27 protein-coding genes are annotated in these 25,943 nt (G+C 37.1%); 19 read left to right on the top strand and 8 right to left on the bottom strand.

The features are described 5' to 3' along the window. The 5 genes from ACZ427_RS11720 to pepF all read left to right on the top strand — a co-directional run bounded on the left by ACZ427_RS11720 (position 1) and on the right by pepF (position 5,751). The gene (locus ACZ427_RS11720) at positions 1-594 is read left to right on the top strand and encodes a GNAT family N-acetyltransferase (protein WP_461178730.1); all 594 of its coding nucleotides are present in this window, start codon (positions 1-3) and stop codon (positions 592-594) included. 343 nt (positions 595-937) lie between these two features. Then, entirely contained in the window at positions 938-1,333 is a 396-nt protein-coding gene (gene spxA / locus ACZ427_RS11715) for a transcriptional regulator SpxA (RefSeq protein ID WP_461178729.1), read from the top strand. 322 nt (positions 1,334-1,655) lie between these two features. Further along, positions 1,656-2,333: an adaptor protein MecA gene (mecA, locus tag ACZ427_RS11710; RefSeq protein WP_461178728.1), complete on the top strand. Its 678-nt coding sequence runs from the start codon at positions 1,656-1,658 to the stop codon at positions 2,331-2,333. 115 nt (positions 2,334-2,448) lie between these two features. Continuing rightward, positions 2,449-3,639 (top strand): competence protein CoiA, encoded by a 1,191-nt coding sequence (locus tag ACZ427_RS11705; protein ID WP_461178727.1) that lies wholly within the window; start codon positions 2,449-2,451, stop codon positions 3,637-3,639. Between the two features lie 300 nt (positions 3,640-3,939). After that, positions 3,940-5,751, top strand: coding sequence for an oligoendopeptidase F (gene pepF / locus ACZ427_RS11700; protein WP_461178959.1), 1,812 nt, complete (start codon positions 3,940-3,942; stop codon positions 5,749-5,751). 857 nt (positions 5,752-6,608) lie between these two features. Here pepF and ACZ427_RS11695 read toward each other — a convergent pair. The 4 genes from ACZ427_RS11695 to ACZ427_RS11680 form a co-directional block, all read right to left on the bottom strand. Further along, positions 6,609-6,785, bottom strand: coding sequence for a hypothetical protein (locus ACZ427_RS11695; RefSeq protein ID WP_461178726.1), 177 nt, complete (start codon positions 6,783-6,785; stop codon positions 6,609-6,611). A gap of 306 nt (positions 6,786-7,091) precedes the next feature. Next, the gene (locus tag ACZ427_RS11690) at positions 7,092-7,994 is read right to left on the bottom strand and encodes a ClpXP adapter SpxH family protein (RefSeq protein WP_461178725.1); all 903 of its coding nucleotides are present in this window, start codon (positions 7,992-7,994) and stop codon (positions 7,092-7,094) included. A gap of 17 nt (positions 7,995-8,011) precedes the next feature. Then, complete coding sequence (locus ACZ427_RS11685) at positions 8,012-8,398, bottom strand: globin domain-containing protein (protein ID WP_461178724.1); 387 nt, start codon at positions 8,396-8,398, stop codon at positions 8,012-8,014. A gap of 201 nt (positions 8,399-8,599) precedes the next feature. Then, complete coding sequence (locus ACZ427_RS11680) at positions 8,600-9,172, bottom strand: CYTH domain-containing protein (RefSeq protein WP_461178723.1); 573 nt, start codon at positions 9,170-9,172, stop codon at positions 8,600-8,602. 133 nt (positions 9,173-9,305) lie between these two features. Here ACZ427_RS11680 and yjbM point away from each other — a divergent pair, with 133 nt between their 5' ends. Genes yjbM through ACZ427_RS11665 form a run of 3 tightly spaced genes read left to right on the top strand, consistent with a single transcriptional unit; the run spans position 9,306 to position 11,644 of the window. Next, complete coding sequence (gene yjbM / locus ACZ427_RS11675; RefSeq protein WP_461178722.1) at positions 9,306-9,914, top strand: GTP diphosphokinase; 609 nt, start codon at positions 9,306-9,308, stop codon at positions 9,912-9,914. A 23-nt stretch (positions 9,915-9,937) separates the two neighbouring features. After that, positions 9,938-10,741 (top strand): NAD kinase, encoded by an 804-nt coding sequence (locus ACZ427_RS11670; RefSeq protein ID WP_461178721.1) that lies wholly within the window; start codon positions 9,938-9,940, stop codon positions 10,739-10,741. Positions 10,742-10,756: 15 nt separating this feature from the next. Beyond that, positions 10,757-11,644, top strand: coding sequence for an RluA family pseudouridine synthase (locus tag ACZ427_RS11665; protein ID WP_461178720.1), 888 nt, complete (start codon positions 10,757-10,759; stop codon positions 11,642-11,644). Here the strand turns inward: ACZ427_RS11665 and prpE are convergent. Then, on the bottom strand, positions 11,628-12,329 hold the full coding sequence (prpE, locus tag ACZ427_RS11660) for a bis(5'-nucleosyl)-tetraphosphatase PrpE (RefSeq protein WP_464883582.1): 702 nt from the start codon (positions 12,327-12,329) through the stop codon (positions 11,628-11,630). The genes ACZ427_RS11665 and prpE overlap by 17 nt on opposite strands. Positions 12,330-12,516: 187 nt before the next feature. On the opposite strand from prpE, the gene mgtE reads away from it, so the two are divergent. After that, complete coding sequence (gene mgtE, locus ACZ427_RS11655) at positions 12,517-13,899, top strand: magnesium transporter (protein WP_461178718.1); 1,383 nt, start codon at positions 12,517-12,519, stop codon at positions 13,897-13,899. 255 nt (positions 13,900-14,154) lie between these two features. Here mgtE and ACZ427_RS11650 read toward each other — a convergent pair whose 3' ends face one another. Beyond that, complete coding sequence (locus ACZ427_RS11650; RefSeq protein WP_461178717.1) at positions 14,155-15,849, bottom strand: DUF6612 family protein; 1,695 nt, start codon at positions 15,847-15,849, stop codon at positions 14,155-14,157. A 423-nt stretch (positions 15,850-16,272) separates the two neighbouring features. On the opposite strand from ACZ427_RS11650, the gene ACZ427_RS11645 reads away from it, so the two are divergent. From ACZ427_RS11645 to ACZ427_RS11615, 7 genes are all read left to right on the top strand, one after another. After that, entirely contained in the window at positions 16,273-16,746 is a 474-nt protein-coding gene (locus ACZ427_RS11645) for a GNAT family N-acetyltransferase (protein WP_461178716.1), read from the top strand. 809 nt (positions 16,747-17,555) lie between these two features. Continuing rightward, positions 17,556-19,367 carry a group II intron reverse transcriptase/maturase gene (ltrA, locus tag ACZ427_RS11640; RefSeq protein WP_461180029.1) on the top strand — a complete coding sequence of 604 codons (1,812 nt, stop codon included), beginning with the start codon at positions 17,556-17,558 and terminating at the stop codon, positions 19,365-19,367. Between the two features lie 308 nt (positions 19,368-19,675). Next, entirely contained in the window at positions 19,676-19,927 is a 252-nt protein-coding gene (locus ACZ427_RS11635; RefSeq protein ID WP_461179240.1) for a helix-turn-helix transcriptional regulator, read from the top strand. After that, positions 19,914-20,261 carry a DUF2178 domain-containing protein gene (locus ACZ427_RS11630; protein ID WP_461179239.1) on the top strand — a complete coding sequence of 116 codons (348 nt, stop codon included), beginning with the start codon at positions 19,914-19,916 and terminating at the stop codon, positions 20,259-20,261. Before ACZ427_RS11635 ends, ACZ427_RS11630 begins: the two co-directional genes overlap by 14 nt. A 155-nt stretch (positions 20,262-20,416) precedes the next feature. After that, the gene (locus ACZ427_RS11625; protein WP_461179238.1) at positions 20,417-20,593 is read left to right on the top strand and encodes a hypothetical protein; all 177 of its coding nucleotides are present in this window, start codon (positions 20,417-20,419) and stop codon (positions 20,591-20,593) included. Between the two features lie 158 nt (positions 20,594-20,751). Continuing rightward, positions 20,752-21,270, top strand: coding sequence for a GNAT family N-acetyltransferase (locus ACZ427_RS11620; protein WP_461179237.1), 519 nt, complete (start codon positions 20,752-20,754; stop codon positions 21,268-21,270). Between the two features lie 181 nt (positions 21,271-21,451). Beyond that, positions 21,452-21,763 carry a hypothetical protein gene (locus ACZ427_RS11615; protein ID WP_461179236.1) on the top strand — a complete coding sequence of 104 codons (312 nt, stop codon included), beginning with the start codon at positions 21,452-21,454 and terminating at the stop codon, positions 21,761-21,763. A 31-nt stretch (positions 21,764-21,794) separates the two neighbouring features. Here the strand turns inward: ACZ427_RS11615 and istB are convergent, their stop codons facing one another. Next, a complete protein-coding gene (gene istB, locus ACZ427_RS11610; RefSeq protein ID WP_464883432.1) occupies positions 21,795-22,559 on the bottom strand; it encodes an IS21-like element helper ATPase IstB in 765 nt (254 codons plus the stop codon). Beyond that, positions 22,556-24,124, bottom strand: a complete 1,569-nt coding sequence (istA, locus tag ACZ427_RS11605; protein WP_461180033.1) for an IS21 family transposase — start codon at positions 24,122-24,124, stop codon at positions 22,556-22,558. The genes istB and istA overlap by 4 nt, the downstream gene beginning before the upstream one ends. Positions 24,125-24,508: 384 nt before the next feature. Here istA and ACZ427_RS11600 point away from each other — a divergent pair, with 384 nt between their 5' ends. The 3 genes from ACZ427_RS11600 to ACZ427_RS11590 all read left to right on the top strand — a co-directional run bounded on the left by ACZ427_RS11600 (position 24,509) and on the right by ACZ427_RS11590 (position 25,897). After that, on the top strand, positions 24,509-24,814 hold the full coding sequence (locus tag ACZ427_RS11600) for a hypothetical protein (RefSeq protein ID WP_461179930.1): 306 nt from the start codon (positions 24,509-24,511) through the stop codon (positions 24,812-24,814). Positions 24,815-25,217: 403 nt separating this feature from the next. Next, positions 25,218-25,562 (top strand): PadR family transcriptional regulator, encoded by a 345-nt coding sequence (locus ACZ427_RS11595; protein ID WP_461179931.1) that lies wholly within the window; start codon positions 25,218-25,220, stop codon positions 25,560-25,562. Continuing rightward, on the top strand, positions 25,559-25,897 hold the full coding sequence (locus ACZ427_RS11590; RefSeq protein ID WP_461179932.1) for a DUF1048 domain-containing protein: 339 nt from the start codon (positions 25,559-25,561) through the stop codon (positions 25,895-25,897). Before ACZ427_RS11595 ends, ACZ427_RS11590 begins: the two co-directional genes overlap by 4 nt. Positions 25,898-25,943: the final 46 nt, after the last annotated feature.

Here is a 25,943-nt window from a genome sequence, read left to right as displayed (position 1 = left end):
ATGAATTGGTATGAAAAGTTGAACAAGTATTTTCCGGTGGAAGAAATGAAGTCTCAAAAGCATATGGAAATGCTTTTGGATGAAAAAGGTGATGTTTACTACAAAGATGAAAGCGCTCAGCATGTGATGATGTATGCTGAATTTGAGAGGTTTATTTTCATCGATTATGTCTGGGTATCATCGGAAACAAGAGGACAAGGGATTGGCCACCAACTAATTGAAAAGCTTAAAAAGAAAAACAAGCCGATTATTTTAGAAGTGGAACCTGTGGACTATGAAGATACGGATTCAGCTAAAAGACTGCATTTTTACCGTAGAGAAGCATTTAAGCATGCATCATCAATTGGCTATAATCGCAGGTCTTTAGCTACCAATGAGGAAACACCAATGGAAATTTTATATTGGTCACCAAATGATGACTCTGAAGATGTCATTTTTGAACAAATGAAAAAAATGTATGAAGACATTCACACGTATAAAGATCAAGAAATATATGGGAAATCCTATCAAAAGGTTGATGAAGTGCTGAGCTATGATGAAAATAGTGAGTCAATAGATATTTTGGATAGTTTAAGTACACCTGAAAAGGCATAGCTGTTTTAAATGCGGGGGATGCCCCCGTATTTTTTATGAAAATTTAAAGGAAACGATGTCATTTTTTCATCAAAGGGAGTCCTGTTTTTTTTCTGTGATTAAATTTCTAACTGAACTTTTTTCAAATAAGATGTTTAATTGAAAATGAAATGGGGTACCTTACAATTAAATGCATATAATTTATGAACATTTGAAAATGACCTGTTTTTTTCTCGGATATGCTCTACCTTTTGGTTGACAGATGTAGTATAATTTACATATAGGGTTAATTAAACTTATTTTAATTTAGTAAGTTATTCAATGTTTATGAAAATACCCATTATAGAATGAGGAGTGAAGTTACATGGTAACACTTTATACCTCACCAAGTTGTACATCATGTAGAAAAGCAAAAGCTTGGCTGGAGAAGCATGATATAGCGTTTAAGGAGCGCAATATATTTTCTGAGCCGCTAACGTTGGATGAGATTAAGGAAATCTTACGTATGACAGAAGATGGAACCGATGAGATCATTTCAACCCGCTCAAAGGTTTTTCAAAAATTGGACGTTAATATCGATCAATTGCCTTTAAAAGATTTATTTAATTTAATCCAGAAAAATCCCGGCTTGTTAAGAAGGCCGATTATTCTAGATGAAAAACGTCTGCAGGTTGGTTACAACGAAGATGAGATTCGTCGCTTTTTACCAAGAACGGTACGTACTTTTCAACTACGTGAGGCTCAACGGATGGTTAACTAATTTCAGCACATATTGAACAATTAGCACAGACATAAAAACGCAGATTCCCAGTTTACAGGACCTGCGTTTTTATTTTATATATTATGGGTGACAAATTCCCGCAGATGGTTTAGAATATGGTATTAATATTCATGATTTATAGGCATATTCATTTCCAATAACGATGGAATTATCATACAATGGGAATATAAAGTGGAATGGTTAGATATGTTCTATAATGGGTAATGTTTAATAAGGATATAAGTAGTTTAAAGATATAGATAAAAAGGTGAAGGTATCTCTTCCACCTAAGAGACTATTTATAGAAGGGAGAGAAATTTTGATGGAAATAGAAAGAATTAATGAGAATACAATCAAGTTTTATATTTCCTATATTGATATTGAAGACCGGGGGTTTGAACGCGAAGAAATTTGGTACAACCGGGAACGAAGTGAACAATTATTTTGGCAGATGATGGATGAAGTAAATTATAAAGAGGATTTCACTGTAGAAGGGCCATTGTGGATTCAGGTTCAAGCTTTGGACAAAGGTTTGGAGATTGTTGTTACAAAAGCAAAAGTGTCCAAAGATGGCGAAAATCTTGAACTTCCAACAGAGGATGGAGAGACGGCAGAAATCCCTGTTGATAAGAAAATAGAGAATATACTGGAAGATAAATATGGCAAGGATGAAAATGATGATGGAATGAAAGAAGAAAATTTATGGATCATTGTGAGCTTTAATGATTTTGAGGACGTCATTCAATTAAGTCATTATTTTAATGATTTTACAGGAAGCTCAGAAGAAACCCTTTACCATTATAACGACGCCTATTATTTATATCTGGAGTTCTCCGATGATCTGCTGGATGATAATCTTCAGGAGAATGTCATCAGTCAGTTGTTGGAATTTGCGAATGATTCAGATATAACCATTCATTTGCTTGAAGAATATGGAAAGACCATTTTCGAAATGGATACCTTTGCCCAGGTCAGGTCCCATTTTCCAGTTGAAGTATAGCACCCATAAAATTGGAGTGCTTTTTTTTTGCTCCTTTGGAAATGAATATTTCCTAACTTATATGCAGGAGATTTATCACCTTTGTAGAATATAATTACTGGAGGTGGTAAATGAAATGCTGCAAGCAATATCAGATGATGGAATGTTAATCACGCTTGCTACACGGACTAGAAAAGAAATTGAAGGGATTAAGCGAGATAAGCAGTTTTTCTGTCCAGCATGTAAACAACAGGTCATTATAAAAGCAGGTGTGAAAATGATTCCCCATTTTGCGCACCGGTCAAAACTCAACTGTCCATCCAATGAAGGAGGAGAGGGGGCTTATCATGAAAGGGGAAAACTTCTTCTGTATCAATGGCTGAAAAAACAGCAGCTGCAGGTAGAACTTGAAGTATTTCTTCCGGAAATTAATCAGCGGCCTGATTTGTTGGTGAAGCTTGCCAACAAGATAATCGCAATTGAATATCAATGTGCACGTGTGTCGGTTAAAGAGATTAGGCGGAGAAATGAAGGTTATAAAGACGCTGGAATTATCCCAATTTGGATTCTTGGTGAAAACCGGTTAAACAGAAAAACTGGTAATCATTTAAAAATCGACCAGTTTTCATTACAATTCATCCACAAGTTTTCTTCAGAATTTCCTCTCACATTGTATTACTTATGTCCCTATACACTTCAACTTATAACATTTCAGGATATATTTATTACACAAACAGGGCAGGCCCTTGGAAAATTTGCTGTAAAAAAATTAGGCAGCATGCGTTTTCAGGATATGTTCCAAAAGAATGTTTTTCTGCAAATGGAGCTGTATGAATTATGGAAACGAGAAAAATACAGGTTTCGTCTAAAACCAAAAAATCGGCTCCATGGAAAGGAATTAGCCTGGCATCAATGGTTATACTTGAAAGGAACCTATGTGGAATATCTGCCATCCATGATTCATCTCCCTGTCAGCTCCCAGTTCTTGATAACTAATCCTTTATGGGATTGGCAAAGCCGACTAATCGTTGATTTACTATTACCATTACCAATAGGCAGTCAGATTTCCATACAGTCCTGTAACTATTTCTTGCGTAACCAGTTACTTAACCCAAACCATTTTTCCTTAATTCATGCCCCGCCAAACCCTATTGAAGAATATCTTCAGCTTTTGGTCCACGCAGGTCTCCTGCAACAGCAAACCCCAGATACTTTTACAAAAATGAAACCAATTCATTTTTATAAAAACATTGAAAATGCGTTAAAGGGGGATGAATCTATAATGAATCATCTAATAAAACAAAATACAAGCATGTTACGTTCATAATTCGTTATACTAAGGAGAGGAATTATTATTCTTGGGTTTTTGTGAATTTTGTTGCTCGGAGTTCGAGGCTCACGGGTCACCCTAAGGTGCGCGTAGTATATTTCCGCAGCGGGTACAAGCATCAACCTTCATTTCAAATTATGCCGCAGTTTATCGTTCTTGCGTCAAAAGCAACGAATGTTTCGGTCAAAAGCGTAATCGCAGTCCCCAATCTTTTCGCAAACTGTTTTATTTTTAAAGGAATTTTATATAACACCCAGAAATAGTAATGTATAGAAATATAAAGGAGGATATGTAGTGATGGCTAAAGCGACGAAGGAAGTACCAAAAAGAAGTGAATTACCACAGGATTTAACATGGAAATTAGAAGATATTTTTGAAACAGATGAAGCTTGGGAAAAGGAATTGAAAAATCTGCAAGAAGCGATCCCGGAAGTAGAAAAATACCAGGGAAAGCTAGCTGATTCCTCACAGACTCTATATGAACTGCTAAAGCTGCAGGATGAATTATCGGAACGCCTAGGCAAGTTGTTTACATATGCGCATATGCGTTCTGACCAGGATACAACAAATTCTTTTTATCAAGGGTTGAATGCCCAGGCGGAAAATGTGCTGACAAAAGCCTCCAGCTCGATGAGTTATATTGTACCGGAAATACTCGCGATGGATGAATCAAAACTAAAAGGATTTCTTGAAGAAAAAGAAGAACTGCAATTATATAAGAAAACATTGGATGAAATAACCCGCCAGCGTCCACATGTTTTAAGTGAAAAGGAAGAAGCGCTGCTGGCAGAAGCTTCTGATCCATTATCCAATGCCTCACAGACGTTTGGTATGCTTAATAATGCTGATCTTACGTTTCCTTCGATTAAAAATGAAGATGGAGAAGAAGAGGATGTAACCCATGGCAGGTATCTCCGATTTTTGGAATCACAAGATCGACGTGTTCGCAAAGATGCTTTTAAAGCAATGTATGATACGTATGGGAGCTATAAAAATACATTCGCTGCTACATTATCCGGAAATGTGAAAACACAAAACTTCTCTGCGAAAATTCGTAACTATGATTCAGCAAGACAGGCAGCGTTGGATAATAATCATATCCCTGAACAGGTATATGATAATTTAGTGGATGCAGTTAATGAAAAGTTACCATTGCTCCACCGGTACACAGAATTGCGTAAGAAAGTGCTTGGTGTGGATGAGTTGCATATGTATGATCTTTATACACCGCTCGTCAAGGATGTAGATATGAAGATTCCATATGAAAAAGCACAGGAGTACGTGCTTAAAGCATTGGCGCCACTTGGAGAAGAATATGTAAATATTGTGAAGGAAGGCTATGAAAATCGCTGGATTGACGTAGAAGAGAATAAAGGGAAACGCAGTGGAGCGTATTCATCAGGTGCATATGGAACAAATCCGTATATCCTGCTGAACTGGCAGAATAATGTAAATGACACGTTTACACTCGCTCATGAACTCGGACATTCGCTACACAGCTATTACACAAGAAAATCACAGCCATTCCGGTATGGGAACTATTCCATTTTTGTAGCAGAAGTTGCTTCCACAACAAATGAAGCCTTATTGAACGATTATTTATTAAATAATCTCGATGATGAAAAGCAAAAGCTTTATATTCTGAATCATTTTCTGGAAGGTTTTCGCGGTACGGTATTTCGTCAGACTATGTTTGCGGAGTTTGAACATGATATTCATCAACGTATGCAAAATGGTGAAGCGATGACGGCCGAGAAGCTGACCGAGATTTATTATGAGTTGAACAAAAAGTATTTCGGACAGGCGGTCGTCTCCGATGAGGAAATTGGATTGGAGTGGGCGAGAATCCCGCACTTCTATATGAATTATTATGTCTATCAGTATGCCACAGGTTATTCAGCCGCTACAGCGCTTGCCAATGGCATTTTGCAAGGAAAGGACGGAGCGGTTGAACGCTATATTGACTTCCTGAAGGCCGGCAGTAGTGAATACCCGATTGAGGTACTGAAAAAAGCTGGCGTTGATATGACGTCCAAGCAACCAATTTTAGATGCACTGGATGTTTTTGAAGAAAAACTGAATGAGATGGAAGAATTACTGTTGAAATAATGAATGGGAAAAGGGCAAGCCCGATTTGGGTTTGCCCTTTTGAGAAGTAAGAAATCAACATGGCGGCTAAAGATTGCTCGCCCCATCGAAAAGATATGGGACTGCGATTACCCATCCCATCAAAAAGACTTCTTGGTTTTGACATAAAATATATAAAAGGCGATGTAACTTTATCGTGATTTCGCTTCTTCCATTTCTTTTAAACCCGAGCTATCACAATCGCTTCGGCAGAATACTTCGCTTTCCGTGGGCACGGCTCAGCCTCCTCAGAAGCAAAGAACGCTTCTTCCGGGGTCTTCAGACTTGTGCTATTCCCACAGTCTACGTATTCTGCCTACGCTTTGTGCGGTGTTCTGATTATAGAAAGGATAAAGCTCATGGAATTTATGTTTTATGAACGTATTCACCTTTAAACAGAAAGCTATCCTAAGCTGCTTAAAAAATGCGAGACTCCAACGGGAAAAGGAACAGTCTGAAGACCCAGCAGCGGTGAATTAAAGAACATAGGCTAAGAACGCCCCGTCCTAGGGCAACGCCTATGTGACCAACCTCGTGTTGGCCCGAGGCTGAAGCGTTCCCCGTGGAAAGCGAGTATTTTTTAAGCAGCGCTGTATTAGCACCTATTTTGTAAGGGATGAGAGGAAATCATTGTTAAATTACTTCGTCTTTTATATCAACTGCGATATTAATGAGCAACAAAATTTCCCAAAAGAGCCAACGAGAAGAAGGTATACTGAATATACTTTCCCGTTGCAATCAGTTGTTTTCATAAAAAAATATAAACATTTGGCAGTATGCATTTTGACTACAATGTAAGCCACGTCTAGCACCTGATCCTCCTCCGGGTGAGAAACAAACTATCTTCCGCCACGATAGACCCTTTTATGTGTAAATGAATATATCGTTAAATAAATCGATAAAAATAATAATGGCAATGTGAAATACAGCGGAATGATCTGCAATAGACCAAATAAGTTAAAGATAAAAGCAAAGATACTTAAAATAAGGAAAAGAATAGGTAAGAGCTCTCTCATATTTATCACTCCTAACAATGCATAAAAGGTATAATGTACTATATGTTTGAGCAATTTAAATTAGAAGTGACATTTTTGTGAAACTAAGCACATACTTATTGATAATATATTACTTTATTGATATTATAATATTGTAAGTTAAATACAAACAAAACCCCTTTGTTTGATCATGAAACTTTCTCCCATCCCCCTTTGTTTAAATACAAAGTGAGAAATAAAGGATACACGCTGCCCCGTGTATCCTTTCTCTTTTTATTTCATATATAATAAACAGAAAATCCCTCCGATAATTGAATTCACTATTTATCATTTTGTCTGATCGATATATTTCCAAAAGGATCCATATTTAACCGGTATTCTTTCTACTTTTTGTTTAAGTTGAAGTTTCTTCATTTCCCTTTCTGTTTTTGCATATGTCCAATCATATACCACGGAGATCTCTTTATTACCGACCATCCCATAGAAGGATAAAAAGTCTTCCAGTGGTGGTTTTTCAGAGGGAATCGGCGTCTTTTGCAGGATTTCGGATAGTACGCGAACGTAAATGTCATATGGATATAGTCCAGATACTTTAATTCCTTCTTCTTCTACCAGTTGATTGAAAAATACAATAGTTGGGATATAGTCAACTTCCATTTCCTGGGTTAATGTCAAATCACATTGAAATGCCTTCTTAGCTGATTCTGCGTAAAGATCTTTTCGGAATTCTTCAACATCCAGCTTTGTATCCTTGGCACATTGAATTAAAACCTTCTCATCAGATATATTCTGTTTCTTCAAAAAAGCACTTTCCTGTATTTTTCGCAAATAGATTCTGCCTGCTTTTTTACCTTGCAGTTCGGCAGCCTTTATTGCTAAGGAGGCGAACCATGGAGATGAAATAGGATTCTCAATCCATAAGTCCCCATCACAGCTCATACCAGTCCGCTTTGCCGTGGTTTCCCATATGTCTTTCATCTTTCTTGGTTTATCGAATTTATCTTTATTTAACGTATTTAAGTGGCCAGTAACAATTGGCCGCAATGTAAAAAATCGTCCATATTCAATTGACAGCTTCTTCAGGTAAGGTTCTATAGACCAGCATTCCGCGCAGAGGGGGTCAACGAACACATAAATCTCCAGCGGCTTTTGTAATAGATCAAAAAAACTATACGTCGGCGATGTGTTTGTATGCGTTGAGCTTGATAGCTCAGTTTGTTGCCAACTCACATCTATTCTCCTTTCTATTATTCTGATGTGTTCATCATATGATTTGCTGTCATTGTTAATTTTTCAAATATTGCTGTACGATAAGGTTCTTCTATTTCTGCTTCGATTAAAGCTTCGGACATACAAGCAAGCCACGCATCTCTTCGCTCAGGTGTAATTGGAAATGGGAGATGTCTGCGTCGCAACATTGGATGGCCACGTTCTTCATTATAAAGCTGGGGCCCACCAAAAAACTGGGTTAAAAATAATTCCTGTTTTCTGGCTGTTTCCGTCAAATCATCCGGAAAAATGGGGATTAATTTAGGATGTTCTCCAACCCGTTTATAAAATGCTTTCACGAGCTTATTAATAGGCTCTGCTCCACCGATTGCTTCATATATTGTTCCATGCTGGATTTTTGCCATCATTTATTCTCCTTGTTATTACAAAGTGACATCTAATTGGAAGTTTTCATGGCCCAGGATATAATAAGAAAGTAAAGTATAGAACTTTCCTACGCTTACGTTTCGTGTTTACTCCTGAGATTCGGCGTTCAGCCTAGTATATATTGTAGCAACGGAACAACATAGGAGCAACTTATCTGATTTGGAAGTGGTTATATTTACCTATTTTTGTAACGTGTCAAAAAATCTTCTTATTTTATTCGGTGTATCCTTCTTTCTAATATCATACGCTTCTAATATAGTTTGAAACATTTTAGAACCAATCTTCTGAGAAGGTGCCTCCAATTCCAGTTCGTAATCTTCCTTCCCATTAAAGATACTGTGGTCCAGGACAAGTAATACGCCCTTGTATTCGACTTGCCGTCTTTCTGTTGTTAAACTGCCGAAATAAATAAGGTTCTCTGTGGAGAGACCTTTTTCCTTAAGCTGTTTTTCTGTATTAGGTTTTGGACGGATTTGACCTTCCATCCAATTTGTAGCTTCCTGCATGGACATTTTGTCATGTGTTTCAAGGAGTCCATCCGTATGTGGTTCTTTTAGTGTCAGACGGTATTCTCTGTCCTTTTCTCTGATTCTAAGCGCGCACCCATGTGCTTTTAATGCAAAGTCCTTTGTATCAAAATAATAATTCGTTTGTGTCTGACTATATTCGGGAAAAGGTAAGGTGTTCTTTAAACGGATAAATTCATCTTCTGTCAATAAATTTTTATATTCTATTTCAATTTCCTGTTCCATTATATGCCCCCCAAATTCTTGAAAAAATAGGTTATTATTGATTATGGCGAATTCTAATCGAATATGCAATGATTAGCCATTTTCATGAGTTATGATAAAATGAATTTGAAACGAATTTGAGGCGGTGTTAACTGTGAACTGGGAAGCTATACTGGCACCATACACACAAGTAGTTGAGGAGTTAAAAGTAAAACTAAAGGGGATGCGTGCACAATTCGAGTATGAAAAGAGGCATTCACCGATTGAGTTTATAACAGGCAGGGTAAAACCTGTACCGAGTATATTGGAAAAAGCCGAAAAACGGGAAATCCAAATTAAAAATATAGAAAAGGAAATGCAGGATATTGCAGGCGTACGTGTCGTTTGTCAATTTGTTGATGATATATATACGGTTGTTGATATGCTTCGTACACGAAAAGATATGCGGATTATTGAAGAAAAAGATTACATTTCAAGGGAAAAAGTGAGTGGATATCGTTCATATCATATGATTATTGAATATCCTGTTGAAACGATTGATGGTATGAAAATCATCCTTGCAGAAATCCAGATTCGTACATTGGCTATGAATTTTTGGGCAACGAATGAGCATTCACTGAACTATAAATATGAAGGTATGATTCCAGCAGAAATTAAAAAAAGATTACAACGAGCTGCAGAGGCCGCATTTAAACTGGATGAAGAAATGTCCAAAATTAAAAACGAAGTGAATGAAGCACAACGGTTGTTTCATCGAAAATAAGCTGGTAAAGGAGAGACTTTAGAATGAAGTTTGTGATTGTATCAAAAGGTGATAATCGTTCAAATAAAATAAAAGCGGTTATGAAACAGCATTTAATAGATTTCGATTTAGAGTACGATGAAGAAGAACCAGAACTGGCTATTTCTGTCGGCGGTGACGGTACATTTCTAGAAGCATTTCATACCTATGTTCACCGTTTGAATTCAACAGCTTTTATTGGTGTACATACAGGACATCTGGGATTTTATGCGGATTGGACCCCGGAGGAAGTTGAAAAGTTGATCATCGAAATAGCAAAAACTCCTTTTCAAATTGTAGAATATCCTTTATTGGAAGTGATCATCCGCCCAGAGGGAGGGGGTACGGAAGATCGTTTCCTTGCCTTAAATGAATCCATGATTAAAACGACAGAAGGTTCAGTGGTATTTGATGTGCAAATAAAGGGAGAGCATTTCGAAACATTCCGTGGAGACGGGCTATGTATCTCGACTCCATCCGGAAGTACCGCTTATAATAAAGCATTGGGCGGAGGAATCCTTCATCCCTCCATTGAAGCAATCCAGCTTACCGAGATGGCTTCGATTAATAATCGTGTATTTCGTACCATCGGTTCCCCGCTGATATTGCCAAGTCATCATACATGCCTGCTAAAGCCTGTAGTGGATAAAAGTTTTTTGATTTCGATTGATCATTTTACAGCAACCTATAAAAATGTAAAATCAATTCAGTGTCGTGTTGCAAAAGAGAGGGTACGCTTTGCCAGATTCCGTCCATTCCCGTTTTGGAATAGAGTACGCGAATCGTTCGTGGCAGACGATGATATGTAAAAAAAGGTGATAGCAATGAAATGGACGATTGAGCAAAAGCATGAAGGCATGACCATTCGTGATTACCTGCGAATGGTACAAAGCTTTTCGAGAAGAATGGTTAAAATTGTAAAATTTGATGGTGGAAAAATAGAAGTGAACGGGCAGCCACAGAACGTAAGGTTTTCCTTAGCGGCAGGGGATAAGTTGAACATTGAATTTCCTAAAGAGGAAGTGGGAGACAATTTGAAAGCGGAAGAAATGGATCTTTCCATTATCTTTGAGGATGAAGCAATCATCGTTATTGATAAACCGGCAGGAATGGCGGTTCTTCCGTCTTTCAATCATCAATCAGGAACGCTTGCAAATGGTTTGCTTGGCTATTATAACAAAACGAATGTCCCGTATAGTGTGCATGTTGTGACGAGATTAGACCGGGATACATCCGGGTTGGTATTAATCGCAAAGCATCGGCTGAGCCATTCCTTATTGCAGGCAGCACTTAAAAATGGGAAGTTAAAGCGGAAATATAAAGCTGTTGTACAAGGGTATCTCCAGTGTAGGGCTGGTGTAGTTGATGCGCCCATCGACAGAAAAGAAAACTCTATTATTGAACGAACTGTAAAAGACAGTGGAAAGAAAGCACGGACACATTTTGAAGTAATCCGTGAATCAAATAACCACTCACTGATAGAGATTGAATTGGAGACTGGGAGGACACATCAAATACGGGTACACTTTTCATACCTCGGTCATCCATTGGCCGGAGATGATTTATATGGCGGATCAGGAAAGTTCATTGGACGCCAGGCACTGCATTGCATGGAGCTTGTTTTGGAGCATCCATTTTCAAAAGAGACGTTGAAATTTGCCTGTCCATTGCATGAAGATATGGAGCGGTTAATTTCTAGTCAAAATAATTAAATTTTTCTTTTACAAATGGCAGTTTCGATTCAACAGCAATGGTTTCTTCCTCGGGTAATCGAAAAGCGGTTAATTTATTCCCGAAAACACATCCGGTATCGATATTAACGGTCTTATTTACGAATCGGGGTTCTTTGACTGGGGTATGCCCATAGATGATCCACTGGTCACCATGATAATGCTGGGCCCAGTCCCTGCGTACCGGACGGCCATCCGGGAGAAATTGGCCAGTGGTGTCCCCGTACAGGACAAAGGATTTCACCCGTTTATCTGTACGTCCGATTAGGGATTGCTTTATCCCGGCATGTGCTACAATTGCTTGCGCTTCTGGCAGTTGAAGGTAAAGTGGTGCCTGCTCATACAGTGTCATAAACTGATTACTTATAACATCCTGCATATCGGGAGCTAATGCTTCATATTCAGCAACCGTCGTTTCCAGACCATGTTTGACCATGACATTGTTTCCTGAAAAATAACGATATAATTTATCACAGTGGTTTCCGGGAATATACATTGCCTTCTTTGCTGTGACCATTTCATAGACGAGCTGAATCACCTGGATGGAAGCGGATCCTCTGTCTGTAATGTCACCAACAAATACGGGAATTCGCCCATCCGGATGAATATAAATGGAATGCTGTTTGACATAGCCTAATGCCTCAAATAACGCAATTAGTTCCTCCATACAGCCATGTACATCACCGATAACATCAATTTTCTTCAACACATTCACCTAGCTTTTTTAAGTAATATGGGTAAACTTCATTCATTCGGGGAAAAGAATAGTAGCTACTAAAAACATTTATTGTAATAAGTGTACACGAAAATACCATGTAAATTAAGTTTTTGTATGTAAGAGAGGGTGTATTCAGATGGAATCGAATACGAGATATGAAACAGATTACGAAGCACAATATGGAGAACACTGGAAAAAGCTGAATACTGCTTTGAATGAAGAAAATATGGAGGATTTTCGTAAAGAATTCCTAGATTTGCATCCGTATGATCAGTCTACTTATTTTACGGAACAAATACAAGATGATCGCTTAAAAATATATCATTATTTATCCCCTGAGGAAATCGCGGAAATCATGGAAAGCATTGAATTGGAAGACATAAAGATTTATTTCACGGAAATGGATCCGCGTTTTGCCTCCATGGTTCTGTCTGAAATGGCTGCGGATAATGCTGTTGATATTTTAAATGAACTGGAAAAAGATCAGGTAGCAAGCTTCTTGACCATCATGGATCATGAAGCAGCAAATGAGATCAAACAACTGCTTCACTATGAAGAGAAAACAGCCGGTAGTATCATGACAACAGAATTCGTGGCTGTCTTAAAAACACAAACCGTTCAGGAAGCAATGCAGCATTTAAAAAAGGAAGCACCGGAAGCAGAAACGATTTATTATATTTATGTCCTGGATGAAGATAAACATTTAGTAGGTGTGTTATCTTTAAGGGATTTAATTATTGCGGATGAAAACGTACGGATTGAAGATATTATGAGTGAAAAAATTGTAACCGTATCTGTAGCAAGGGATCAGGAGGACGTCGCGCAAATGTTCAGGGATTATGACTTCCTTGCTGTTCCGGTCGTCGACTTTCAGCACCATTTACTTGGGATTATCACGGTTGATGATATCCTGGATGTTATGGAAGAAGAAGCAAGTGAAGACTATTCCTTGCTCGCAGGGGTATCAGATACAGACATGAAATATGATAATGCATTTATTTCTGCCAAAAAGCGGCTGCCCTGGCTGATTATTCTTTTATTTCTTGGCTTATTCACTGCAAGCCTGATTGGCAGATTTGAGGCAACGCTTGAGCAGGTAGCAGTACTGGCAATCTTTATCCCGTTAATTGCTGGTATGGCAGGAAATTCAGGCACACAAGCCTTGGCAGTTGCTGTAAGAGGTCTTGCAAGTGGTGAGTATGGTAAGCAGGGGAAAGCCAAATTAATTGCCAGGGAAGCGGCTACGGGGCTTATTACAGGTGCTGTCTGTGGGATTGTTATAACGATTGTTGTTTACATTTGGCAGGGCAACGTCTATTTGGGTCTGCTCGTAGGAATCTCCATATTGGCCGCATTAATTGTGGCGACCCTGGCCGGATCCCTGATTCCAATGTTAATGGATCGCTTAAACATTGATCCTGCTGTTGCTTCCGGTCCGTTTATCACAACAATCAATGATATTATTTCAATTCTTATCTACTTTGGCATGGCTACAGCGTTTATGGGCTTTTTGATTTAGCTGAAAGGAGCATCTCTTATGAGGTGCTTTTTTGACGATGGCGCTGTTCGCTTCGTTTGTTTCTCTAGTTGATATAAAAAGGCGGGGTAGGCGCTGGAGTTGGACGTGGCTGATAATCGAATATAAATATTTCATGCCAAAATTTTATATATGCTTATATCTTAAAAAAGGAAAGGTTATTAGTTTGGTGAATTTCTATGGCCAGTGGGTCAGACCCACTGACTTAAATATACATTGTGAATCAGTAGGTGTGGCTCACTCTACTTCCTCTATCGTTTCGCCATCTACATGCACTCGATACCATTCCGGTGTCCTGCTTGTTGTTGCCTTTGTATAATACAAATATTCATCAATAATTTGCATGATAAACACTTCACCATCATCCAACTTTTCATTTTCACCCGTATCCGCATTATGCCTGTACAGACTGCTGTCATCTTCTACATTTCGATAAAAAATAAGGTTGTCGTCTGCGTTAAATCCATAGCTGGCTGTTTGTGTCAATTGCTCGGTTTGTCCATTATCCAAGCTTAATCGATAAATATAATCATCATTCGTACTTTCATAATAAAGCCAGCCTTCTGAAACGGAGAAAAACCTTGCATGAATCCCTCCATACATAACAGGCTTCGCATCTAAATCATTGAGGTCGAGATACGATATGTTTCCGGGATATTCCGTTTGGAAAAATAAATACCCTTGGGATACGGTGAATTGAAAGGCATTATCCAGTAACCGCTCACGACCGGTTAGATCTGTGCGCATACGATAGACTGGTTTTTCGCCTGTTGATGTATACGTAACGGGTATAAAATATATCCAGTCATCAACGACGACTAAATTTTCGGTGAAGGTATCGGTGATTTGTTTCCGCTCTGATCCGTCCGTTTTCATCCTGTAGGCTTTACTTTCCTGATTTTTATCGATGAAAAAAAGCCAATCGCCTATCACATTCAAATGGGATACCTCATTTTCCAAAAGCTGTTGTCTCTCACTGCCATCCAGCTTTTGTTTATACAAACCTTCCCCGCTTACTGAAAAGTACATCCATTCATCATCTGTTGCAAAATTCCCGTCATACATCAAATTAGCACTGGAATTACCAAGCTCTTCGTCAATAACTTCTGGAACATGTTCCTCCCTTTCTCTTTCCCGCTCTTCCTCCAGGATTTCCATGTGTTCCTGGAAAGTTACCGCTGATGCTATTTCTTCTTCCGGGATAAGAACCTCGTCCAATTTATTGTAATCGGAAAAGGACATTTCAATCGTTTCAGATAATTGCGTAGGGTTACCCGAATCAGCATAATCATAGTCCAGCACATAGTCCATCGTCATTTCTTTCACATGGAAATCTTCTTGATCCACGGTGAGGCCGATATGTAAATTGACTATGTCACTACGCTCCAGATAAAGGTCGCTTATAGATTGTTCCATTGGGTCCGTTATGACAAAATAAGGATATAATGAAGAGAAAAATGCATAATCCTCTTCCTGTTCGACCGAATATTCATAGGTGTAATCATCTCCATCTTCTATAACCCGTAATTGATCAAACCTGGAATGAAGAGCTTCTAACCCTCGTAATAAATGATCAGGCTGCTCATCGCTCTCTGTTTTAAATAAGAAGTCAGGTGCTGTAAAATCTTCATAATAAACCATATCCTCTATGTAATACGATTTCATTTCTCTCAGGTGCCCAAATAATTCAATGTCTCGTTGGATAGAAGCACGGAATGGGGTGACAAGGGTTTCCCCTTGAATATCCAATACAGCTTCATTTTCGAACCCATCTATCTGCTCAGATGTAATCTCAAAAGAATAACTCTCCACCTCGCTCATTTCTTCCATGGTTCGCTCCAAAATTTCCTTATGTGTCAGGTCTTCCTGTATATTCGTACATCCCGTAAGGAATAGTATTGTTGCCATGATTATCCACCATTTTAATTTCATTCAATTCCCCTCTCGGCCTTTTACTTTTCTATAGAATAATTTTAACATAGCAAATGGAATCGTAGAGTATGATGGTATGTTAACTTTTGTATAGTGGACTCTAATGTTGTTCTTTTCGTAAAGTGACAATAAAGTTACTTCATTTCTTATGTTAATTGAACTGTAAATTGGTAAGGCCTTTTCTTTTTCCAACAAACAATTCGCATATATAAAAACAGACAATCTGTGGCTTTGAAATAAAGTTTGATCATTCTAAATAAAGTCCGATAATTTATAAAATATTTTGATAAAATTATATTGGTAAGCAGGATTTTAACTATTCCAGAATAGGGCCGTTTTGTTTAATAAGATTAGAAGGAAAACTAGAATATGTATGAAATAAAAATAACATTTTAATAACTCATTTTCTTAGGAGGAATATATTTGAATTTAATAATTGACACTGCCACATTGGAGGACTACCAGCAGATTAATCTAATTGTAAAAGAAGGACAAGATGAACACGCAGAAGCGTTGCCTCATATTTTCAAAAAAATCGATGTGGTTATGCCTGAAGAGTATTTTCGCGAATTAATAGATACTTTAAATTGTGAAGTATTGATTGCCAGATTAGATGGGGATGTAGTTGGGTTTGCTGTGATGGAATTAAACGAATCTCCACCTTTTGAGTCTATGACACCAAGAAAATTTGCATATATGAATGATTTTGGAGTTAAAAACAGTGAGCAAAGAAAAGGAATAGGAAGAGCTTTATTCAAATCGTGTGTTGAATGGTCTAAAAGAAATGGTGCATCATCACTAGATTTAAACGTATGGGAGTTCAACAAAAAAGCAATCTCTTTTTATGAAAATTTTGGAATGAAGAGTGTTAGCAAAAAAATGACTTTATCCTTTTAAAGCGCTACATAATATGTTGTTTTTTTCAATAATCGGGCGCAATTGTGGTGCGAAATGTTCCTAGTTTAAATGGGGGATGGTCACATCACTCCAGTAAAGGCTAGGCAATTCCTTCTGGAATTGAAGGATTATATCAAAGAATCAAATGAAGAGGTAACGCTTGGAAGGGTTCTCTCTTAGTCGATTAGCACTCGATTTAGTAAGAATGACAGTGTTAAAAGCTCGATGAAAAGGTGTAAGAATTTACCGTAACAGTGCAGTTCAGCTGACGAAAGCCTACCCGATGGGGTGGTGTAAATCATGATGCTTGAGTTGAATGAATATGGTGAGAATGCAAATAAACCTACCATAAAAGGTTACGCTGACAAACTTCTGAATGTACGGGTCTAAACGCGCAATACGTAGAAATGTGTATATCACTTAAATGTGAGGTTAGCAGTGGTCGAGTAAGACTTGCAAATATGAAAGGCCATGATATGTTACAGGCATATGAACGGCTAACAGGCTTACAGGAAGCACCTAAGTTCATTCTATAATAGATATAATTCAACGTTGTAAGCTGATAACGTGGAGGACTTACTTCCCTTGAAACGGTGTTAAGGAAAGCAATAGTGAAAATAGCTACTGTATAACTCAACTTTGTATCAGTGAAAGTGGTGGCACAGTACCAATGAAATGTCTAATCAACATGGAGGGATAGCCACTAGACTAATGAAGAATCATTCAACCATGTATGGCAGTTCTTTATCGGTTAACAAGGTTCTTGTGAGACTAATAGAGGTTCAACTCCTAAGGGGGTCACCGACTTGTTGAAACGGAAGAAACTGAGACATAGCGAGTATTATGATATGCAACATTGTTTTGATAACTTATATACTCAAAGTGTTAATGGTCAGAATTTCTATGACTTAATGAATTTAATTAGTTCTAATGAAAATATACGTCTTGCTTACCGCAACATCAAGAGAAACACTGGGAGTAAAACGGCTGGAACAAACAAGTTAACAATCGATGATATTAAACATTTGTCAGTTGAGAAAGTTATTGAACACGTTCAGAATATGCTTAAAGCATATAAACCAGATAGTGTTAGACGTGTTTTTATCCCAAAAGCAAATGGAAAAGTAAGACCATTGGGGATCCCAACGATATGGGATAGAATTGTTCAACAATGTATCTTACAGGTATTAGAACCAATTTGCGAGGCAAAATTTCATAAACATAGCTACGGCTTCAGACCAAATAGAAGCACGCATCATGCAAAAGCAAGGTTTGAATCGCTCGTTAATATGGCGGGGCTTTATCACTGCATTGATGTAGACATAAAAGGATTTTTTGATAACGTTCACCATAGTAAATTACTTAAGCAAATTTGGTCACTTGGAATAAAGGATAAGGCATTACTTTCTATCATATCCAGGTTATTAAAAGCAGAGATTGTTGGAGAAAGTGTACCAACAAAAGGAACACCGCAAGGTGGTATTCTCTCCCCGCTTTTATCGAATATTGTTCTAAATGAACTTGATTGGTGGGTAAGTAATCAATGGGAAACTTTTCAGACCCAATATGACTATAAACATTCTGGAAGTAAAGCACAAGCACTCAAAAAATCAAAGCTAAAAGAATGTTACATTGTCAGATATGCCGATGATTTCAAGGTTTTATGCCGCACTCGTTCCCAGGCAATCAAAATGAATTATGCTATTAAAGACTTTCTAAACAAGAGGTTACACCTAGAGACAAGTGAAGAAAAATCAAAAGTAATTAACTTAAAGAAAAAATCGTCAGAGTTCCTTGGATTCTCTTTCCGAGTAAAAAGGAAAGGTAAAACGAGGTTTGGGCATGTTGCCCAATCAAATATGGCGAAGAAAGCTAAACACAGCGCACTTATAAAAATTAAAGATTCTATTAAAGCAATACAGAGAAAGCCTTGTGCTGAAACAGTTTGGCACTATAACACTGTCGTAATGGGAATCCAAAACTATTACGCAGCAGCTACTCAAATCATGAATAATTTAAGTGAGTTGTCCTCCCATCTCAGTAAGACCTTATATAATCGGCTAAAGGACTTAAGAAAAGAAGCAACGTTTTCAGACATGACTAAAACTTTACAAAAACGCTATAAAGGTTGTAAAGCAAGATTGCATAAGACACAGAACATGGTATTTGTCCCAATTCATGCCCAACGGCATAGAACAAATCTTTGTTTTTCTCAAGACATCTGTAATTATACTGCCGACGGCAGGATTAAAATCCACAACAATCTCAAAGCGATTAACAAAAGTATATTAAGTTACGTCATGAAAAATTTTATTCCAAATCGAACGATTGAGTATAATGACAATCGCATTAGTAGGTTTATTGCACAATATGGAAAATGTGCTGTCACAGGTATTGAACTTGGCAAAAATGATTGGCACTGCCATCATAAAAAGCCTTATCATCTATCTAAAGATGATCGGTATTCAAACTTGATAGTGCTACATGAATTTGTTCACCGACTGATACATCTAAAAGATGTTGGAAAAATTAAAACCATAATCGATGCTTTACAGTTAAACAATAAACAAATAGATAAAGTCAATAAATTACGGAAACAGTGCAATAATTACACAATCTGATTGGAAATAAACGTGCTTCATCATGTCATAGAACTGAATGAATTGGATTAGTTGGGGCGCCGTATGCAATGAAAGTTGCACGTACGGTGCTAACGAGGGGAAAAGGGGGCGATAACGTCAAACTCTTACCTATTCGTATGCATAAGTACCTGCGCCCTTATTGCGTATTAGGGCCAGATTGTTGCATAGTTAAATAAAGGTTAGACTCTTATCATTTAGGGTCTAGCCTAATTTATTCTTTATTTTGTATAAGTTTAATTTACTTTTATATAACAATGATTTAATATATAAATATAGTTAAAAGGAAGGTGTTGACCTTGAAAAAAGAAGTTGAGGATTACATTGAAAATAAGGTGTATGAACATAGGGTTCTAAAAAGAATGACGCAAAAAGATTTGGCGGACGCAGTCGGTGTATCTAAGCAAACTATATTTGTTATGGAGAAGAATAATTATTCTCCTTCTCTTATTTTAGCTTTTCGAATAGCTGATTTCTTTAATGTAGATGTAAACGACATTTTTACTTATGTGAAAGGAAGTGATCAAAATGTGGAAATCTAGCACAGAAATATCAAATTCAATCTTTTATCCTTTAAAAACTTGGGCGGAAGAATCACCTGGTAATTGGAATATGCTTCTTGGTAGCGGTCTTGTGTTGCTCTTAGTTGGATTGATTTTGACATATGCATATTACAAAAAGTTAGGTAAACCTGACGAAAGAACAAATCAAATCTATTTAAAAAGTGCCTACATTACACTATTCGGAGTAGTTTTGTGCGACGTAATTTTCCCGAAAGAATATATGTGGCAAATTTTCTTCTTATTTAAATATTCCCTTGCATTCATCGCTTCAGGAATATATCTAGCTGTTCAATATAAAAAGGATTTTTCTTAACTAAAGAACTGAACAGGAGGGTTTAATAGTTCCACGAACGGGCGCGAGAAACGAGTAATACTTGCGCCCTTTTTTGATTTATTGGCTATTTAATGGAAGAATGTGTGTTAAAATGAACACATAATATTCGAATTATTTAAAAAGGAGTGTGCAAGGTGACTAAATATCAAGAACGTTCTGTTTATATTTCTATTGTAGCACTTGCTTTCTTCTTAATATTATCCTTAATAACAGACAAATGGGGATTCTTTTTATGGAGTGTATTGCCTGTTTTTATGGTTTTGTCGGCAGCGTTTTCCACCAAAAGTGATAAGAAAAATAATGGGAAATGAAACAAATAATCAATCATCGGGCGTAAGATTAGCGCCTATCTTGCGTATTAGGGCCAGATTGTGGAGGAACGTTCGTTGCGATAACTAGGAGTAGTTGAAGTATGATTGTTATTTAATAAATATTAATATTTAAATGTTTTGCTTTGGGGGTATTTAACTTGGAAATTAGGGAGGCAAGCAAAGAAGATATAAAGAGCATAGCAAGGGTTTATGTTGATAGCTGGAAGAATACTTATCATGGTCTAGTACCTAATGAATATTTGGACACATTATCGTACGAAGAGGCAGAGAAAAAATGGATTGATTTTTTAAAAAATGAAAATGAACCTTTTATTTACATTTCAATTAATGATGCCGGGGAAGTTATAGGTTTTGCGTCAGGTAAAAGCATTGATGAGGAAAATTTTGATGGAGAATTATATTCACTTTATCTCTCAGAGGAATCTAGAGGGTTAGGTATAGGGAGGCAACTGATTTCGGCTATTGCTAAACATTTTAAAGAAAAGGGTATTTATTCTTTGATGGTTTGGGTAATGAAACAAAATAAATCCGGACTTGGTTTTTATGAACGTATGGGAGGAAAAGAATATATTCATAGAACTAGTATGTTTGGAGGAACCGTAATAGAGGATGTTGCTTATGGATGGAAAGATATTTCGGCATTATGTATGGAGTAGGGTAAAAAAAGATTTACTCTCGTGGCTTTAGTAATGTGTTATTTTCAAATTTCATAATTTCATTATTCAAGAATAGGACGCTTATCTGGAATAAATGCAATTCATTTTGTAGGTTGTTTTTCATAAGAGTTGACAAAGTGTAGAGAATAAGGAGCAAAAGTAATAATGAGGTGAAGTATTAATGGTTAAGAGATGTTTACTCATACTCGGAGTTTCATTGCTTGCTCTTTCCTCCCTGCAAATCGTTCAGGCAGCGCCTATATCAAACGTGGAAGATAATTATTTTACAACTGAGGATATAATTGCAGATATAGTATTCCCGTCAATAGACAAAAAGGTTGTTGAAAAGTACGGAAGCGAAGATGCCTTTGGTTGGCAGTTGAGAAGAATTGTTGGAATAAATTATAACCAAAATCATTCCTACGATGTCTCTATGCGGGTTAAAATAGACATAAAAGATAAGCCCCATAAATATACCGAGGATTTGGTGTGACCGTCAAGTAAAAAGACACAATTTATGCTCATTAATTTGAAACACTTTCTTGCCCAAATATGGTCGACCTATGTTTCATTCGGTAACTATCTTCATTTAAATGAATAATCTCAACCCGATGTAAAATTCTATCTAATATTGCTGTTGTAATTGCTTGGTCTCCTAATAATTCACCCCATTCTTTTGGTCCTTTATTTGATGTTAAAATAATGGATGACTGATTATATAAATCATTGATCAAATGAAAAAACATATTTGCTTCCTGTTGATCCATTGCCATAAACATCAAATCATCGATAATGACTAAATCTGCATCTCTTATTCTTTTCATTCTCGTCTGTGATTTACGAGTAATTTCCTCCGTTTTCAGTACGTGGACAAGGTCTCCCATCGTAGTAAAGATAACCTTGTAACCTTGGTTTAACGCTTCAATACCCAACCCGATTGAAATGTGAGTTTTCCCACTACCTGGTGGTCCTAATAGAATGATATTGTGTAACTGTTCTATCCACGTTAAATCCTTCAATCTATTCAAATGTTTGTTGCTCAATGATTTCTGTTCTTTTAAATTGAATTCTTCTAATGTCTTTTGGAAAGGAAATGTAGCCCATTTAAATCGTTTTTCTAATTGCTTTTCTTCTCTCCTAGTTTGTTCATATTTTGCTACATCTAAGAGGAACTGAGTAAAGGATGAATCCTTTTGCTCAGCTTCTCTAATTAATGTAGGAAGGTGATTCGCTGTTTCTGCTAAACGTAGAGTCTTCATCAACTCTTTCAATTGGTTCAACTGGCTCATATTGACTCACCTTCCAATATGGCAGTATAAGTATCCACTTCTCTTTTTTGAGTCTCCGTCTCCATAACCAAACCAGAAACCCCTTTTAAGTGTGTTACATTCTCAGCGGTGTCAGTCACTGTGTCTTCAACTTGTCGGTGTTGTTTTACATAGGCGACGACATCGCTAAAATCTGTTGCACCATAAAGGTTCTTTTTTATACACTCATTCAATGCTGCCGATAGAATTTCCCTGTTATTTACTTTTGTCTCTTTTAATATCATTTGAAGCTGATCCCTAATATATCGAGGGTACTTTTCTTTTACTTTTTGTAGATAACCATAAGCTATCTCATTGTCATTAAATTGCTGGGAAACGGTATTCATAAATGCATCAATACCTTTTGTTCTATCTCGGCTATGCTTCCTATCTTTAATCAATAACCCCTTCCCGTCAGGGATATTATGCTTTGCGATGATTTCACCTGTTTTAGGGCTATAAATGATTAATTCCTTTTCTTCGGTTTCCTTAATGCAGACAGTTTCATACTTGCCAAACGTCGCCAATGGAAGGGAATAACGATTAGATAAATAACGAATAGTATTGTCCTTATGGACACATCTTGATATACTATTTTCATAGCTATATTTTATATCTAGATTTTTGGTGACTGGTCTTAAGTGTTGTCTTTCCAGGGAAAACACTTCGACCGGTCTCTTTTTTGTTGTATGATGAATTTTATAGTTTCCAGTTCTATTGAGCCATTCCCAACCCTGTTCATTCCAAGAATCAATGTTATGAAATACTCGATGTTTAGCGAAGTTATGTTTAATAAAACCAACTACATTTTCGATTTTTCCTTTACTCTCTGGATCCGCCTTGCGGCAAACACGAAGGGTTAGATTCCTAGATTCTTTATATTGTTGGAACTCTTGCGTTAAAATTAAATCCCCGCCATTCTCACTGACGACTATTAAACTATCTTGGTCGTATACTAATTCACTTGGAATTCCCCCAAACCACCTAAATGCATTTTCATGTGCTTTGATGACATCTTGAGTAGTGAAAGGCCTATCTAACCATTCTTTATATTTATATCTAGAATTAGATAATACAAAAGCTATAAAGTTTAGTTTTACTTCCTTATTATCGACTGCTTTCTGTTTAGTATGACCAAAATCAACTTGTATTTGTTCACCCATAGGTGAATCGGGTATAGCCTCATATATTCGTGGTGAAGTTTCCTTCTTTATTTTATATTCCTCTCGAAGCTCTCTAACATATGATCGAACCGTACTTTCACCTATTTTTAAATCTTCGTACTTCTCTTTTAGCCAATCTTCTACTTGTGCGGCGGACATATCTGGATGTTCCCTCAACCAAGATAATATCAGCTCTTTATAAGTATCTAATTTCTTACTCCTCGTTTGAAGTGAATCTACCCACTCAGTCATATCCGAAGGAGACTTTTTTAGATAACGATATACTGTTGATCTTGATATTCCTAGCTTGTCTGCCACCTTCGTCTTACTGAATCCCTTTTTGATTAACTGACTTATTTCCATATACATTTCCCACTTATCCACCTTCTGCTACCTCCACTGTTGTATGTTATAGGATATAAACATTTTACAATGGAAAGTATCTATATTTTATTGGTATATTTGGGTAAATAAGTGTTTCTTTTTATCTAGCAAAAACTGTCTACTCTAGTTTAGCAGTCACATTTGGTTAAGGTAAGAATTTTTCCTCCCTGTGATAGTGATAAAATTGAGTGTAATCACGATTTCAAAATAGAAATGTTAGATTATAAACACTTAACACAATAAAGCAACGTGGCTTTTTATTCCTCAATCGGGCGCATTTCCGGAATAAGAATTGCGTTTTTCATTGGATCACTGAGTCATTTTGTTGAATAATTATGTTAAAATTGAATCAATTAAAAAGCAATAGTAGGGAGGGGCTTAGCCTTGGAAATTGCACGTATTTTACTACCCATTGTAGTAGTTGGCGGGATTGCAATATTTGTAGTTATAAGAATGAAACATAAATATAAAAAAGGCACCCTGGGTAAGAAAAAATCAAAAGGCGCTCAAAATTTATTAGATAGTTTAATACCATTCGGAATGATGATTGGTTGTATCGTTTCTGTACTTCTCAGCATGTTTTTTCCAATCTCCTTGTTATCTACAATTGCTTGGGGAGCTGGAGTAGGTTTATTATTTGGATATTTTGCTTATGAAATTTATAGCAAAAAAGAAGAAAGTCATTCATAATAACTATTTTCCAGGAGCGCTTTTCTCTAATAAGGAAGAACGCCAATACTAAATATAAGGGCCATTTAACGGAATAACTTCTTATGAAAATAACTGAGGATTGAAATAATTATTATTAAGCTAAAGGCAGCTATCTTAAAGACTTGATTTCGAGATAATGCTCTATAAATGGATGTTATATTTAACTTAATAAGTTTTCCTTTATAGGACGCAAGAATGGGATAAGGATTGTGCGATTACCTGATTTAAAAGGCCATATTGTAGAACAGGTGAAAACTCGACTAAACGTTTATTCTTGACAAATGACGCTACTGTGTATTACTATATACAGGTAATAAGTATCACTTAATACCAGTGGTACAGAGTACCAAAAAATATAGTGAAATACAAATGAGGGAAGAAGTTGGAAAATATTACAGAAATGCTAAAAGGGGTACTTGAGGGGTGTGTGCTTGAGATCATCAGCCGTGGAGAAACTTATGGCTATGAAATAACGCAACAGCTACAAGAACTTGGCTTTACTGATGTGGTTGAAGGCACAGTTTATACGATTACTATACGGCTTGAGAAAAACAATCTGGTGGACATTGAGAAAAAGCCATCCGCTATGGGCCCACCGAGAAAATTTTACACACTCAATGCAGCAGGTCAAGCGCATCTTGAAACTTTTTGGGAAAAATGGGAATTCGTCTCAAGCAAAATTAATGAACTCAAAACTAAAATAAAATCAAAAGGAGAAGTACTATGAGTTTTATTGAAAAAATTATCGGAAATCTGGATGACAAGCGGAAATGGAAGGCGATGGAGGCGCGTGCGGAGGCACTTCCAAGTGAGTACTGCAATGCCTACAATGCTATCAAAAAATATATGTGGACCTCTGGTGGTCCAACCGACTGGAAAGAAATCAGCCGTATCTTTGGTGGCATTCTTGATCTTTTCGAGGAAGGTGCAGCCGAAGGAAAGAAAGTCACTGACCTCACGGGTGATGACGTGGCCGCCTTCTGTGACGAACTATTGAAGGATACGAAAACTTGGATGGATAGGTATCGTGCGAAGTTGAACAATACAATTAGTCGTGGCTAACGGCGAAATACTAGTGGGTTTTGCCTAGTACCACCGATACTAACGA

The sequence above is a fragment of the Virgibacillus ainsalahensis genome, from assembly GCF_055380755.1.
This window is presented reverse-complemented; position numbering and strand designations above follow the sequence as displayed.